Genomic DNA, 15524 nt, shown 5'->3' on the forward strand with positions numbered 1-15524 from the left:
CAAGAAGGTAAAAAATCCCAACAAGCCAAAACGTATCTACTTTTGAAATGGATAGATTTTCCCAATGGACGGGCATAGAAAAATCTTCCCTGGGACGGTTACATTTATATCCGATGTCTGCCTACTCTTGTCTCGCCCCGTCAGTTTTACTGTTTATTATATCTTTGGGCAACTATGGCCCAATCTATGGCTTTAAAGAAGGATTCAATATATTCCGGCCTTCTGAGCCCATATTGGGTTATGTAGGCATGTTCAAAGACATCCATGACTAAGAGGGGACATGCTCCCGCCAAATGGCCTGTATCATGTTCGTTGATCCAGGTGTTAAACAGCCGTTTCCCTTGGGTGTCGTAATATAAAATGGCCCAGCCAATGCCCCGCATTAAGCCTACTCCTTTGAAATCCCGCTCCCAGGCTTCCCAGGAGCCAAATTCATGTAAAATAGCTTTATAAAAAGCACTGTTTCTGTCTAAGCCGGAGCCTCCTTTTTTCATATTACCAAAGTAGTACTCATGAAGCCTCATTCCGTCAAATTCCCAGCCAAAGCGCCTTTTTAGTTCTGCATATTGGGGTAAATTAGTCCTTCCATCCTTTAAGTACATTTTTAGCAGCTCATCTAACTTATTAGTATTTTCTACATAGCCTCGGTATAAGGTAAAATGCAAATTTAAAAGCTGGTCGGAGAAGCCAGGTGTTCCATAAAGGTAATCAAAGTTTTTAGGCTGATACTTCATTCCGCAACACCTCTTTTAACTTGTATTTACCTTACATTCTATGCCTTTAGTCAAATTTAATTACCGCTGTCCAATTTTGGCATTGGCATGGGCAAAAATCGAATAGGGTATTCCATGCATATTGATATATTGATTCTACCACAAAATTTGCTATCCAGTTACCCAAAATATTCCATCTAAATTATAGTATTGACTAATCTCTCCTGCATTATTGGTTACAACAAGAAGTATTTAGGTGTTACCATTGGCAATAGCCGTATCAATGGAACAAATATTTTTTCTTTTAGGTAAAAGATTATAGGATTTGCCAAAAAACAAATACTAAAGCAAAGTAGGCAAGGAGAGATAAAAATGGATTTCACAGGGTTTAGCGCCGAAGATTTTGCTGTTTTTGATTTAGCAGGTTTTGAAGAGAGAATGTTAGCCATTCGAAGTTTAATTAGGCCCAAGTTACTTGCTTTAGGGGAAATTTTAGCGCCGGGGCTTTCAGCTAAAAGCCGGCATTCCTTTTATCCTCACGTGGCCAGCCATGCCCGGAGAACAGTTAATCCTCCTGACGATACTTGGCTTGCCCTTGGCCGTTCACCCCGAGGCTATAAAATGTATGTCCATTATGCCGTGGGCATAGCAAGAGACTATGTTTACACTCGATTAGTTTTAAAACCGGAGGCTAAAGACAAGGAAACCTTAGCTCGTAATTTACAAGAAAATGGGCCCCAGCTCTTGAATAGCTTCAAAGGGAAAAATATTTTTTGGTATGGGCTGCCTAAAAAGCTTGGAACTACTGTACCTATAGAAGATATGGATAATATTTTGGGACAGGTAGTGGAAGACCTGCAACAAAAAAAATCTTCTTGGCTAGCCGTTGGTCGAGAATTAAAACCTAATAATCCCCTTCTGCAGCAACCAGCTAATTTAGTGCCGGAAATTGAAAATTTTTTTCTGCAACTGCTCCCCCTTTACAGGGCAGCTGCAGAAAAAAAATAGCCTTTTGCAAGGCTATTTTTAACGTTTTCTATTTACTTCAATGGCTACATAATCAAAAATTCCTGGAATAGGTGCTTCCGGTTTTTTGACCCGTACTAATACTTCTTGGACTAAGGTCTGCTTTTCTAAAATATTTTGGGCAATAGTTTCCCCTAAGGCCTCGATTAATTGAAATTTTTGTTTTTCCACGATTTCTTTAATTTGCTCATAAACATGGGCATAATTAACCGTATCTTCAACTCGGTCACTTCGGCCAGGCTGTTGTAAATTTAAGTGCAGTTCTACGTCGATAAAAAATTTTTGTCCTAAAACATTCTCCTCCGGCATAACCCCATGGTAGCCATAAAAAGCCATATTCTGCAGTAGAATCTTGTCCATCTGTTAATCTTCCTAACTGCCAAAGTTAATCAAGGACATGGCTTCGGCTCGAACTTTAGCATCGGAGGCAAAGATGCCCCGTACAGCTGAGGTTAGAGTTTTAGAACCGGGCTTTTTAACTCCCCGCATGGTCATGCACATATGTTCAGCTTCAACAACTACAATTACTCCATAAGGTTCTAATTTGGTCATAATTGTATCAGCAATATTAGCTGTGAGCCGTTCTTGCAGCTGAGGGCGGCGGGCAATGGTTTCTACTACTCTAGCTAATTTACTTAAACCGGTTAGTTTTCCCCCTTTTGGGAGATAGCCTACGTGAGCTTTCCCAAAGAAAGGGACTAAATGGTGTTCGCACATGGAATAAAAAGGTATGTCCTTAATCAAAACTAATTCTTCATGCTTTTCTTCCTGAAAGAAAATTTCCAAATGCTTGCCAGGGTCTTCTTTTAAGCCTACAAAAATTTCTTCATACATTCTTGCTATTCGCTTGGGAGTATTGACTAATCCTTCCCGATCAGGGTTTTCTCCAATAGCTTCTAATATATCCCGGACTGCTTTTTCGATTTTTTGTTTATCCATTTTAATCCCTCATTTCGCAGTTATTAGTTTGGAAAGCTTAGCGTAAAGGAAATTTTCCTTTGGCCCAAGTGGTTAATTTTCCACCAAAAGGAGTAAGAACATAATTGAGAATTTCATGTAACTTTTCTAGCTTTAAGTTTTGTTCTCCTTCTAGTAGAAAAGATTGGCATAACTCAAAAAGACTTGGATCTATTTTTTTTATGGCTGCTAAAATTTTTTTATTTTTCGGGGCATCAAGTTGATGCAATTGAAAATAGGCTTGCAAAATACTATTTAATAAAGTATGTGCTAAATAAATAGCATTTAATAAGTCTTCCTGGCGGTTGACTAAATCCTCCCAAGATTGGGTAAGTGTAAAGCGCAGATACCGGATTTCTTCGTCAGTAATCCTTAGGGGCTCCTGGAGCCATTTTTGCACTTTGGTTAATATTTCCTCCACCCAGGGAGGTTTCTGATAAATAACTTGATAGTGCTTAAATATATTACGCAAAAATAACCAATTTTCCTCCATTCCTTTGTACAGTAATTCTACAGGAAGGTAGGAAATGTCATATTTAATTTGGTTCTTGGTATAAACTGATCTTTCAAAATATTGGCTTTTTTCTGTAATAACTAAAAAATCTAAATCGTTTAACAATTGCAGTGCCGACAAATTTTCTGTGGCTGCAGCACCAATTAATAATACTGCTAAAGGACTTTCTAGGGCAAGTATTTGATCTAATTCCATTTGTAAAGTAACGCTGGCAAACATTGTATCACCTTTTAGATTTGGCTTTACCTCCTAATTAGTTTTCCAGTTTATTATAGCATTTACAGATGTATTTTTTAAGGTATCTCTCATATTTAGCATAGAAGGTTTCGGTGACATCCTTCTACCTAGGTTCTTAAATCTGTTGTATTTTCTTACCTTCTAATCCTTAATGCCTGCCTTGTTTTTTAATTGCTGATATTCTTCTTCTGAGACTATCTCTACAATTGTAATGGTTAAATGTTTTGCTAAGTTTAAATCGTAACGGTTCTCGACCGGTACTCCATTATCAAATAAAATTGTCACAATAGGCCGAATGGTTAATTTATTAATGAGATCCACAACTATCCCAATTTGACCCGTACTTAGTCTGACAATAGTGCCTTTGGGATAGGGTGCCAAGTGGAATAAAAAGGCTTGGACAAGATCGTAATCAAAAATATGGTTTCCACAGCCGGCAATATATTCATAAGCTTCGTGAGGAAGATAAGCCTTTTTGTATATTCTCGGGCTAACTAAGGCATCGTATACATCTGCCATTGCTACAATTTGTGAATAGCGGTGAATTTCCTTTTTAGTTAAACCCCTAGGATAACCACTTCCATCAATTCTTTCATGGTGTTCCCAGGCAATTCGGGCCGATAACTTATGAATATCCCTTTGCTTGCTTAAAATTTCATAACCAAAAGTAGTGTGTTTTTTCATTAATTCGTATTCTACATCTGTTAATTTGCCTGGTTTATTTAAAATATCTTCAGGAATCATGACTTTTCCGATATCATGCATTAAAGCCCCTATGCCTAATAAATTTAGATTTGCCTCAGTAAGATTTAAGGATACCCCCAGGAGTAAAGATAAAACACAAACATTGACACAGTGGCTATAGGTATAATCATCTGTAGTACGAATGTCTGTCATATTTACAATTAGGTTTTTGCTTGAACCTAGCTCCTCTGTGATCCTCTTGACGGAGCTTAAAAGCTTAGGGACGTTAATATTAAAGCCTCTCTTGTTTTTCAACTGAGTTTTAACTTCGTTAGTTATTTCTTTAACTGCTTTTTTTGACTCTAGTCTAGTTCTTCCAGAAACAAGGTCATTTACTTGTACTTCCGGTAAAAAGCCATCTTCAATATACACAGCGGGGACTTTAAAATAGCGCAGTTTATTAATAAATTGTTCACTGAGGACTACTCCGGCGCTGAGCAAAGTATATCCCTCTGAACTATACACATTTTGGGCAATTTTCATTTTTGTTGTTAAAAGATCTATGTCAACTTTCCTCATTATTTTCCAGCCTTTGTAAGTTATTGATAAGAGGAACCAATTTTAAAATTAATATATAGTATGTAAGCTATTTAATTTGGTATATTTCGCTAAATCATAATTTTATTCCTTTTTTAGAAAATAAAAAAGCCTCCACCGAGGCTCATTATTTGTCTATCTTTTCAGTTAAGTACTTCCAATACTTTTTGGGCATATTCTGCATTTGCAGCTTAGGATTTGTGCGATTGGGCACAGCTATGCTCTCAAAGTAACTTTGCCACAGCCGAGAAAAGTTCTTATTTTGAGGAGCTTGTCCTGTTAAATCCGTCACAGGAAGAGGCGGCAGCTCCGCCAAGTACCATTCCCGGGGTTGATAAACTGCTGCTAAATTCCTTTGGAGGTCATGGATAATCCATTTTTGGTCAGCAAAGCGCTTGGCAAAATGGGGTGCTAAAATACTAACGATGTTCCCTTCTGGCTCAAACTGGGCATAATAAATTTCTCCCTGCAGCTTAACAAAACGCAGAAGACCTAAATAGCGGTGCCTTTCCCTACGGACTTTTTGCCCTAAGGTATGCACGGTGAAAACATCTTGCCGGGCTAGATCTAAATCTATTTTTTCTCCCCGCTTAAATCCCAGCTGCAGGTATTTATAAATTGCGGTTGGAGCTTCCGGATGTTCTGCCAAGTAAGCGTAATAAATATTGCTTAAAGCGGCAGCGGAAATTTTGCTGCTTACTGCTGCTAAGACTTTTTGGGCCTTGGCCTCATCCGTTTTGATATGTATGGCGGAGTCAAATAAACTTAATTCTAACTGGCCCTGAACTGTTATGCCGTCAGGTTTCTCCGGCTGGTAATAACTTTCGTAAATTGCTGTCAGTAAACCTGGAAAAGTACCATCAAAAGTAAAGTAGAGCATTATAATTCACCTGTATAGCTAGAATAGCCGTCGTCTCTAGGTAAAGATAATTGAGGCCGGGAAAAAATAGTCAACTGTTCATAGGGGGACTGGCGTTGATTTTTTTTACCTCCCTGGAGTAATGCGCTGCGAATAAAGTCGTCTTGGAAAGTAATTCCCCCTGGATATTTCCCCTGACAGGTAATAAAATATTTGGCTCTTTTTAAAACTACGCCTAACCTGGCTAAAGCTTCCACATCTAAAGCCCGCATTTTCCGGGCTACTATGATGCGCTTGGCGGACCTAACTCCAATGCCGGGAACCCGCAGCAGCATTTCATAGGGTGCTTTGTTAATTTCTAGGGGAAAGTGCTGCAAGTTGTTTAAAGCCCAATTGGTTTTAGGGTCAAACTCCACAGCAAAATCCGGGTGTTCCGAACTTAGCAATTCCTTAGCTTGAAAGCCATAGAAACGCAGGAGCCAATCTGCTTGGTAAAGCCGATGCTCTCTTAATAAAGGGGGCTTAGTTATACTTGGCAAATTGCGATGTTCCACTACCGGCACATAGGCTGAATAATAGACTCTTTTTAAGTTGTATTTGTGGTACAGGTTTTCCGATAAAGTTAAGATATTTAAATCATGCTCAGGGGAAGCCCCAACAATGAGCTGGGTAGTCTGCCCCGCCGGTACAAATCCTTTAGGGCTTTCTGTAATTTGGTTTTTGATATAATCCATAGGTTTTAAAATAGTTGTTTTGTCCTTTTGAGGAGCTAAAAGCTTTAGACTCCGGTTAGAGGGAAGCTCTATATTGACACTCATTCTATCTACCAGCTGCCCCGCTTTTTTAATGAGCTCCCCATCTGCCCCAGGAATAGCTTTTAAGTGAATGTAGCCATGAAAGTGGTACTCCTGCCGCAGCTTTTGGACTGTCTGCAGCAAAAGTTCCATAGTACGGTCGGGGCTATGGAAAATTGCCGAGCTTAAGAAGAGGCCCTCAATATAGTTACGGCGATAAAAATTAATTGTCAAGTCCGCTAACTCCTGAGGAGTGAACATGGCCCTAGGCACATCGCTAGTGGATCTATTAACACAGTAGGCGCAGTTAAAGCTGCAATAGTTTGTTAGAAGAATTTTCAGCAAAGAAATACAACGGCCATCTGCCGCCCAGCTGTGACAAATACCGCTAACGTGACCATTGCCTAAACCATCGTTATTTTTACGTTTACTCCCGCTGGAGGAACAAGATACATCGTACCTAGCCGCCTCCGCTAGGATTCTTATCTTTTTTTCTAGGTCCATGATCTACCCTCTAAAATAAGTAATATATTTTTATTGTAACAAAAAGCATGCCTTTTAGCAAACGTATGTTCTAAAGACAATTTTTATTTTTCCATAATATGGGGTTTTATTCAATAAAATTTTCTCTTGATTTTATAAAAAAATCATTATATAATTTTTATTAATTCAAATACTAAAACCTGTGATGGAGAAAAGTAGGTTTGGTTCAGTCTTTAAGGGAGAAAGTGCCGCCGACTGAAAGCACTTTTAAGATCTGCCCATACTGAAGTTCCCTCCTGAGGTGCAAGCTGAAACTGTATAAACAGAAAGTAGGTAAGCCGTCAAACTCTAGACGTTACAAGAGAGAGGGTATCGGATTTTTTCCCGTACTTAATACTTGAGTGGAACTGTTTTGTAGTTCAACTAGGGTGGTAACACGGAAAGCTTAGCTTCTCGTCCCTAAGGGGCGAGGAGTTTTTTGTTTTATTTACGGAAAATACTCCTGTACCTTATAGAGAGAGTCTATATCACTGTAGACTAATTAGGGTGGTACCACGGAAACCTGCCGTTTCGTCCCTTAGGGGATAACGGCAGGTTTTTTATTGGGAAAATATCAAACTAATTGGAGGAATTAAAATGATTATTGTTATGAAATTAACCGCTAAACAAGAGGAAATTGCCAATGTGGAAAAAAAGCTGAAGGATAATGGCTATCGTTTACATCTTATTCAGGGAGTCAAAAGGCTGGTTATTGGAGCTGTAGGTGATAGAAAAGTGCTGCTGGAATCTTTGGGTTTAGAAAGAATGCCGGGAGTTGAAAAAATTGTACCTATTATGCAGCCCTATAAGTTAGTCAGCAGGGAAGCTAAAGAAGAAAATACCTTAGTAAAAGTTAAGGATGTTGTTATTGGCGGGCAAGAGGTTGTGGCTATTGCCGGACCATGTGCCGTTGAAAATAGGGATCAACTTTTAACTGCCGCTAAGAGGGTAAAAGAGGCAGGTGCCAAGATTTTGCGAGGCGGTGCCTTCAAACCTAGAACCTCTCCCTATAGTTTCCAAGGTTTAGAGGAAGAAGGTTTAAAACTATTAACTGAAGCATCTCAGGAAACGGGGCTTCCTACTGTAACGGAAGTAATCGATGAGGCTAGTTTAAATTTATCTGTAGAGTATGTGGATATGCTGCAAATAGGGGCTAGGAATATGCAAAATTTCCGTTTGTTGCAGTTAGCCGGCCGCTCCGGCAAACCCATTCTCTTAAAAAGAGGCGCTTCTTCGACTATTGAAGAATGGTTAATGGCTGCCGAATATATTGCCTCGGAAGGCAATGGAAATATTGTACTATGCGAACGAGGAATTAGAACCTTTGAAAACGCAACCCGCAATACTTTAGATTTAAGTGCCGTTGCCGTTGCTAAGAACTTAAGCCATTTGCCGGTTATTGTTGACCCCAGTCATGCAACAGGCCAAACCAAACTCATTGGTCCTATGTCCTTAGGAGCTGTGGCGGCAGGCGCCGATGGTTTAATTATTGAAGTCCATCCAAATCCAGCAGTTGCCCTTTGCGATGGGCCCCAATCTCTAACAACGGAAGCTTTCTCTGATTTAATGGGGAAATTGCAGCCGGTGGCACAAGCAGTAGGGCGCAGTTTCTAAAAACTTGCCTTTTGCCAAATCAGCAGTATAATTAAAAAAATCTCTAAAATAACTTGGCTTTTGCCAAGTTTTTTTAGTTTCAAAAAAATAATAGTTTTTTTCTATTTGCTGTCACAAAATATAGCATAAAATTGTTTATATAATGTAAAGCTCATGAGCAGAACTGCAATATACAAGTTTAAAAGGGGTGGGTAAAAATTATAGCCGGGGAATCGCTGCCAAACATAATAACAAATGATCTTAAGAGTACCAGTTTCAATGAATTATTTGCTAGTTATTATGAGATTATTTGCCGCCAGTTACTGTATTTAACAGGGGACCCAGGAACTGCCGACGATTTAGCCCAGGAAACTTTTCTAAAACTTTATACCTCACCCCCTAAGGAATTAACTAATCCCGGCGGCTGGCTCCGCAAAGTGGCTACGAATTTAGCCTATAACTATTTAAAAGGTGAAAAAATTCGCAAATCTAAAGAAATTAATACGGAATACGAACGCCTTGATAAAATAATTTCTTTTGATGAAATCTTTATCCGGAGTCAGGAAGTCAGAGAAGTACGCGGGGTTTTAAAGAAAATGTCCCCTAGAGATCGAATAGGGCTGCTGCTTAAATTCTCTGGATACAGTTATCAGGAAATTGCCCAGGTCCTCGAAATCCAAAAAAGTTCAGTAGGTACTATACTGGCACGAAGTATGGCCAGATTTAAAGAAGAGTACCTTCGGCAGAAAGGTTGTGAATAAAATGTGTCCTGATTTAGGTACTCTGCAAGCATATTTAGACGGGGAGTTGTCAGTGGAAGAACGGCAGCAGTTGGAGAAGCATTTACAAAGCTGCCACCTTTGCCGCGAACATTTCCAGGAATTAGGGGATAATGCTTTTTTTACTCAACAGCTTATTACTAACTATGGCCAAGAGATGAATAAAGCTAATTTTGATCGAAAAGCAGCTTGGCAAAAAATTGTGAGTTCTCAAGTAAAACAGATTAACTCAGCGAAGCTTGAAAAAAGGAAAGGAGTATTTCAAATGTTCAATAAATATAGGAAATGGGCTGCTGTAGCAGCCGGAGTTGCGGTACTTTGCGGCTCTATGAGCTTTAGCCAGGTACGCAGCGCTGCAGCTAGTTTTTTAAATATCTTTCGGGTAGAAAAATTACAGACTGTAACTTTAACTGCTGAAGATTTAAGTGAAGTAAAAAATAAGCTGGATAACAAAGGCACCATTAAGCTAAAGGATTTTGGTAAAGTTAAGATAGCTAATGATTATAACAGCACAGAAATAACCCTTGAAAAAGCCCAAGGAGAAGCAGATTTCGATTTAAAATTCTTTGCTGAAAACAAAGTTGATCCCGCAAATATTTCCCTGCGTAAAGAATCGGGTAATCGAATCGATTTTACTTTAAATGTTGATAAGGTTAATAAATTAATTGAATCTTTAGGTGGGAAAACTTTACTGCCAAAAGAATTAGACCAGAAAACTTTTTCCATTGTGATTAATGAAGCTTACGTTATGGATTATAACTCTGATGAAAAAGGGAACAGAAATTATTTTAATTATGTGCAAACTAAAAGCCCTGAGGTTTTAGTTCCTGAGGGTACGAATGTGGAAGCTTTACGCACTGCTTTGCTTGCCCTCCCCTTTTTACCTGAAAATATACGTCAGCAGTTAGCAGGTATAAAAGATTGGCAGCACACTTTACCTATTCCAAATTTTGAAGGGAATACGAAAGAAGTTCAGGTTGACGGAACGCAAGGAGTTTATCTAGGCAGAAATAGTAAATGGGGCCAATTATTCTGGCAAAAAGATGGTGTCCTAAATATCCTTAGCGGAAATCTAAATATGGATGAAGCTTTGGAATTAGCCAACGGGTTAGAGAAATGATTATAGAAACTCAGAATTTAACCAAACAATTTAATGGTCAAGGCGGGTGCCGAAATATTTGCCTCTCTGTGGAGGAGGGGCAAATTTTCGGTTTTTTGGGTCATAACGGTGCTGGTAAAAGTACCTTAGTGAAAACCTTAGTAGGTCTTTTACATGCAGACAGCGGCAAAGCTTGGCTTCTGGAAAAACCTTTAGGTGATTTAGAGTCCCGGAAGAAAATAGGTTTTTTACCGGAAAATTTTCGTTACCATGATTGGATGACTGGCTTTGAGTTACTTGCTTTTCATGCTTCCCTATATAAATTGCCGCAAAATATTATTCGCCAGCGCATTCCGGAAGTTTTATTACAAGTAGGGCTTAAAGATTTTAGCAAACAAAAAATAGGCACCTACAGCAAAGGGATGCAACAGCGTATTGGTTTAGCCTGCGCTTTGCTTTCAGACCCAAAACTATTGTTTTTAGATGAGCCTACTTCAGCTCTCGATCCTTTAGGCAGGAGAGAAGTTAGGGAGATTATGTTGAAATTGCGGGCAGAAGGAAAAACCATCTTTTTAAACAGCCATTTACTAAGCGAAGTTGAAAACGTTTGCGACCATGTGGCAGTAATTAAAAGAGGACAAATTGTTGCAGCCGGGACTTTACCGGAATTGCTTCAGGGTTCTGTTGAAGTTACAGTAAGAATAGGCAATTTAAATCCGCTGATCCTAGAAGCTATAGGGAATTACGGTAATATCTTGAAAGTAGAAGGGCAAAAGGTAACTGTAGAATTGACAAGCAGAGAAAAAATTCCTGGTTTAAGTGAACTAATCATTAAAAAACATGGGCAGCTTTATGAACTGGCAACCTACAACTTATTGGAAGAGCTATTTCTAAAATTAATGCAGGAGGAAACTGAAGCATGTTAGTCATAGCCAAAAATACTTTTCAGGAAATAATCCATAAAAAAGTTTTTTTGCTGGTATTATTCCTAACTATAGCTTTTTTAGGTTTGTACGGTACAGCCTTATACTTTGCATACAAAAATCCCGGCAGTGAAGATATGCTTTACCGTAGTCTGATTCTATCCCAGCTGCTATCCGCAGGGCTTTATTTTGCTAGTTTTATTAACGCCTTCTTGGTAGTAGTTGCTTCAGCCGGGGCTATTTCCGCTGAAATTGAAAATGGAACTTTATATGCGATCATACCAAAACCTATTAAACGCAGTTCTATTGTTATTGGTAAATTTTTAGGCCTTGGGATTATGCTAATTGTTTATGCAGCCCTATTTTTTGCTTCAATAATCCTTTTAACCCAAATTTTAAGCCATTGGAGCTTTACTTTCTTAACTACGGAAGGAATAATTAAAGGGTTGCTGCTTTTTTGTTTGGAGCCTTTAATTTTACTAGGTTTAGGTATATGGGGAACAACTTTTCTGCCAACAATTAATAATGGAATTTTAATCGTCATGCTTTATGGTCTGGGAATGATTGGTGGAATCATCGAACAAATTGGTGCCTTAGTTAAAAATACAACAATGGAGCAATTGGGCATTGCCTCTAGTTTGATTATGCCTACGGATGCTATTTACCGCAAAATGACGGGAGATTTGTTCAATACCGGCCTTATCACTTTCCAAGGAGCAGGTCCTTTCGGTGCGGTTAACCAGCCCAGCAACTGGATGGTTGTCTATGCATTACTTTATTTCATGATTTTCTTAATCTGGGGTGTCCATAAATTTAAACAGAGGGACATTTAATGCATGGGGGTATTCCCCCATGCATTTACTATAAGCATGGAGGCATGACCCCATTCTGTTTTTCCAAATTCATTTTTACCCTTTCGGTATTTTTTTCACATAAGCCCTAACATCTTGGACCAACTGGACCAATTTAGGAAAAGCCTTAATAGTTCCTTTAATTACAATGGGTCTGCCTATAGATTCAAGCTGCAGTGTCCGAGAGGTAAAGCCGCCAATATTCATTAAAATGTTTACGGCGGGCATGGTGTTAACAAATTTAATTTCTTCCACATTTTTTAAGAAACTATTAAGGTCTTGGAGAGCAGGCAGCAGCAATTTATCCGCACTTTTCCTCCCTAAAGTTGCTACTGTATTTCCCCATTCATCCTGACCCCAGATTTTAATTCGGCCAAAATCTTTATTGGTTCCCCGGTCATAAAGGGGTATGGCCATTAGGTCTTTTTCCGTGGGAACTTTATTTGGAGATAAGCGTTTTAAATGAAGCCAGGCAGCTACAACAGTTGAGTGTGTTCCACCGTAATCATGATAAATAACTAACATATTTTACTCCTGTAACTTCAGCCACTTCCGGCTGAAGGGCAACTAAATCTGTCTTGGTAATATCCCGTAAAGCTCCTTTGCCTAATAGCCTGGCTGCCATCTGCATTTCAGTTACAGCTGCCTGTAAGAAGTTAGCTAAATGCTGAGCTGCTTCGTCTACATTTAATTGATCTGTGTGTTTTCCAGTATATAAAAACAGTTGCGTAGGATTTGTGCCGACAGGCATTTTTTCCAGCTGAAAATAAGTCAGAGCTACAAGACTAGGCTGTCCTACATAAACTGCATCAGCACCTAGGGCTAATGCTTTTAGAAAATCGCCAGGGGAGTGGGCCCCGCCGGCAGCAATTAAAGCAATCTTTTTCCGTACATTTTTTTTAACTAAATACTCATGAGCTTTAGGAATGGCATAGACAAGAGGAATGCAGAAATTATTAATTGTTAATTCTAGACTATAGGCAGTTCCACCGCCTCCTCCATCTAAAACAATTCCATCAAAGCCTGCCTCAATAGCCGCATCTAAGTCCCCTGCTAAATCACCAGCAGCTATTTTCACAACTACGGGAACATCTGGATTAATTTCTTTAATGCTTTGAACAAGTTTTTTCCAATCCCCAGGCCCTTTGACTTCGGGGAAAGTATTTGGGCAAACAGCATCCTGGCCTGACTTCATTTCTAAATGCCGGCGTAAATGTTCTCCAGCTTCCTCATATTTTACTTCAAATCCATCGCTGGCGGAGGCTCCTTGCCCTACTTTAACTTCGATCATTTCCGCCTGCTGCAGTTCTTGAGGCGTATTACCCCATTTACCCCGGTTATATTGGACAATATATTTATCTGCTAATTCCCTTTCCTCGGGGATAAAACCTGCTTCCCCTGAATTAACAGCTGTTTGGGCAAGTTTAGCAGCTCTAGCCATTGCTTTTTTTATTTCCATGCTGACAGAAACTCCGTAACCCATTCCAGTGATCATCAAAGGCATGGAAATTTCCAATGGTTTGGGGCAATTTAAGCCAATTTTTACTTGGGTATCGATTTGGGCATCCCTTTCTAAGGGCAATTCTTTCATTTGCTTGGGCAGAAATACTAAATCTCGAAAATCAGGATAGTTTTTTCGGGTAGTTCCTTCCGGCGCATAAAGGGGATTGCCGTTTTTGGCTCTTTGGGCAATCTCCTCCATCAGCAGCCAGGAAAAGTTGTTAACCATAGGCAACATTTTGGCCTGCTCAGCTTTAGACATTTGTTCTAAAAATTTAGCCATTATATTTTGTAGTGTATTTTCAAACAAAGTTAAACACCCCTTCAGTTCACTTTTTTTAGTTTTAACTTTGTTTGCAAAATTATACATAATTTTTTATAGCAAGTCTGCTGCCGGTTGAGCTAACTTTGAGCGTTCGCCTCTTTAATAAAAGTTACATGTCCAGAGCACTGTTGTTGTTTAAATTTTTCCGCCACGTTAGTTAAACCATTTGGAATGTATAAACAAAGCATAATGCATTAAGTGTCCTTGATCTATCCTAAAACTTCCTCTATACACTCTGCACACACGTCCACCACAAAACACATATCCTCTCGGCTGATAGTGAGAGGCGGGTTAAAATATAACACATCTCCCAGGGGACGCAGCAGGGCGCCTTTTTTCAGCGCCTTTTTATAGATTTGATAGCCATACCGGCGCTTACTGTCAAGCGGTTCTTTGGTTTCTTTATTTTTCACAAGCTCAATGGCGTTGATTAAACCAATGTGACGGATATCACCTACATATGGATTAGGGGAAAGTTTTTCCTGAATAAGGGAATTAAAATACTGGGAATTATCGTTGACATTCTGAATGATGTTTTGATCTTTCAGTATATTCAGCACCTCAAGGGCGGCGGAACAGGCAAGCGGATTACCGCAGTAGGTATGGCTGTGCATAAACGCTTTGCCCTCATTGTAATCGGCATAAAACGCATTATAGATTTTGTCGGTGGTAACCGCAATGGCCATGGGCATGTATCCGCCGGTCAACCCTTTTGACAGGCACATCATATCGGGAGAAATGCCGGCGTGTTCACAGGCAAACATTTTTCCCGTTCTGCCGTAACCGGTAGCAATTTCATCGGCAATCAAATGCACATTATATTCATCGCAAAGCCGCCGCAGCTTTTTCAGATATGGGGCCGGATATATTTTCATGCCGGCGGCAGCCTGTATAAGCGGCTCTACAATAAAGGCGCAGGTTTCATTTCCGTACTGCGCAAACGCTTTTTCGGCATTCTCAAAACACTCGGCATTGCAGCATTCACGGCACTTACCGTATTTGCACCGATAGCAGTCCGGGCTGTCCACCCGGATAATGTCCAACAGCATAGGTTTATAAATTTCGGAATACAAATCCACGCCGCCTACGGACAAAGCGCCCAGCGTTTCCCCGTGGTAGGCATCGCTCAATGCCATAAAGCGCTTCTTTTGAGGATTCCCTGTCTGGTAATGATACTGGAAGCTCATTTTCATGGCCGCCTCAATGGCTGACGATCCGTTATCGGTGAAGAAGAATTTTGTCAAGCCCTTGGGGGTAATTTTAGAGAGCTTATCGCAGAGTTCAATGGCAGGTGCATGGGAAAAGTTGGCAAAGATAACGTGTTCCAGCCGATCAATCTGTTTTTTGACCGCTTCGTTGATTCTGGGATTGCAGTGACCCAAAAGGTTACACCACCACGAGCTGACCACATCCACATAGCGTTTGCCGTCAGCCTCATACAGATATACGCCTTTCGCATGATCAATGACAATAGGAGGAAGTTCCTCATAATCCTTCATCTGGGAGCAGGGATGCCAGATATGCTCCAAATCTTTCTTTATGTAGTCCATA

16 protein-coding genes are annotated in these 15524 nt (G+C 39.8%); 6 read left to right on the forward strand and 10 right to left on the reverse strand.

Translation table 11 applies throughout. From position 1 onward, the window contains the following. Window positions 1-146 precede the first annotated feature (146 nt). Entirely contained in the window at window positions 147-734 is a 588-nt protein-coding gene (locus RDV78_04290) for a Fe-Mn family superoxide dismutase (GenBank protein ID MDS1029726.1), read from the reverse strand. 351 nt (window positions 735-1085) lie between these two features. Here RDV78_04290 and RDV78_04295 point away from each other — a divergent pair, with 351 nt between their 5' ends. Then, window positions 1086-1721, forward strand: coding sequence for a DUF1054 family protein (locus RDV78_04295; GenBank protein ID MDS1029727.1), 636 nt, complete (start codon window positions 1086-1088; stop codon window positions 1719-1721). 18 nt (window positions 1722-1739) lie between these two features. Here RDV78_04295 and folB read toward each other — a convergent pair whose 3' ends face one another. The 6 genes from folB to RDV78_04325 form a co-directional block, all read right to left on the reverse strand. Further along, the gene (gene folB, locus RDV78_04300) at window positions 1740-2099 is read right to left on the reverse strand and encodes a dihydroneopterin aldolase (GenBank protein MDS1029728.1); all 360 of its coding nucleotides are present in this window, start codon (window positions 2097-2099) and stop codon (window positions 1740-1742) included. Window positions 2100-2111: 12 nt separating this feature from the next. Next, on the reverse strand, window positions 2112-2678 hold the full coding sequence (folE, locus tag RDV78_04305) for a GTP cyclohydrolase I FolE (protein ID MDS1029729.1): 567 nt from the start codon (window positions 2676-2678) through the stop codon (window positions 2112-2114). A 37-nt stretch (window positions 2679-2715) separates the two neighbouring features. Further along, complete coding sequence (locus RDV78_04310; GenBank protein ID MDS1029730.1) at window positions 2716-3429, reverse strand: hypothetical protein; 714 nt, start codon at window positions 3427-3429, stop codon at window positions 2716-2718. Between the two features lie 159 nt (window positions 3430-3588). Then, complete coding sequence (locus RDV78_04315; GenBank protein ID MDS1029731.1) at window positions 3589-4710, reverse strand: HD-GYP domain-containing protein; 1122 nt, start codon at window positions 4708-4710, stop codon at window positions 3589-3591. Window positions 4711-4855: 145 nt separating this feature from the next. Continuing rightward, window positions 4856-5608, reverse strand: coding sequence for a TIGR03915 family putative DNA repair protein (locus RDV78_04320; protein MDS1029732.1), 753 nt, complete (start codon window positions 5606-5608; stop codon window positions 4856-4858). Next, window positions 5608-6885 carry a putative DNA modification/repair radical SAM protein gene (locus tag RDV78_04325; protein MDS1029733.1) on the reverse strand — a complete coding sequence of 426 codons (1278 nt, stop codon included), beginning with the start codon at window positions 6883-6885 and terminating at the stop codon, window positions 5608-5610. The genes RDV78_04320 and RDV78_04325 overlap by 1 nt, the downstream gene beginning before the upstream one ends. 615 nt (window positions 6886-7500) lie before the next feature. Here RDV78_04325 and aroF point away from each other — a divergent pair. From aroF to RDV78_04350, 5 genes are all read left to right on the forward strand, one after another. After that, window positions 7501-8517, forward strand: coding sequence for a 3-deoxy-7-phosphoheptulonate synthase (gene aroF, locus RDV78_04330; GenBank protein MDS1029734.1), 1017 nt, complete (start codon window positions 7501-7503; stop codon window positions 8515-8517). A 227-nt stretch (window positions 8518-8744) separates the two neighbouring features. Beyond that, complete coding sequence (locus RDV78_04335) at window positions 8745-9257, forward strand: RNA polymerase sigma factor SigX (GenBank protein MDS1029735.1); 513 nt, start codon at window positions 8745-8747, stop codon at window positions 9255-9257. A 1-nt stretch (window position 9258) separates the two neighbouring features. Then, complete coding sequence (locus RDV78_04340) at window positions 9259-10395, forward strand: zf-HC2 domain-containing protein (GenBank protein ID MDS1029736.1); 1137 nt, start codon at window positions 9259-9261, stop codon at window positions 10393-10395. Continuing rightward, complete coding sequence (locus RDV78_04345) at window positions 10392-11300, forward strand: ABC transporter ATP-binding protein (protein ID MDS1029737.1); 909 nt, start codon at window positions 10392-10394, stop codon at window positions 11298-11300. Before RDV78_04340 ends, RDV78_04345 begins: the two co-directional genes overlap by 4 nt. Next, complete coding sequence (locus RDV78_04350; GenBank protein MDS1029738.1) at window positions 11294-12130, forward strand: ABC transporter permease; 837 nt, start codon at window positions 11294-11296, stop codon at window positions 12128-12130. Before RDV78_04345 ends, RDV78_04350 begins: the two co-directional genes overlap by 7 nt. A gap of 75 nt (window positions 12131-12205) precedes the next feature. Here the strand turns inward: RDV78_04350 and RDV78_04355 are convergent, their stop codons facing one another. From RDV78_04355 to bioA, 3 genes are all read right to left on the reverse strand, one after another. Continuing rightward, window positions 12206-12673, reverse strand: a complete 468-nt coding sequence (locus tag RDV78_04355) for a DUF3189 family protein (GenBank protein MDS1029739.1) — start codon at window positions 12671-12673, stop codon at window positions 12206-12208. Continuing rightward, window positions 12654-13958 carry an FMN-binding glutamate synthase family protein gene (locus tag RDV78_04360; GenBank protein MDS1029740.1) on the reverse strand — a complete coding sequence of 435 codons (1305 nt, stop codon included), beginning with the start codon at window positions 13956-13958 and terminating at the stop codon, window positions 12654-12656. Before RDV78_04360 ends, RDV78_04355 begins: the two co-directional genes overlap by 20 nt. A 224-nt stretch (window positions 13959-14182) precedes the next feature. Then, window positions 14183-15523 carry an adenosylmethionine--8-amino-7-oxononanoate transaminase gene (gene bioA, locus RDV78_04365; GenBank protein MDS1029741.1) on the reverse strand — a complete coding sequence of 447 codons (1341 nt, stop codon included), beginning with the start codon at window positions 15521-15523 and terminating at the stop codon, window positions 14183-14185. Between the last annotated feature and the right edge of the window lies 1 nt (window position 15524).

This window comes from Bacillota bacterium LX-D (genome assembly GCA_031628995.1).
Taxonomy (GTDB): Bacteria; Bacillota; DUOV01; order DUOV01; family Zhaonellaceae; genus JAVLUO01.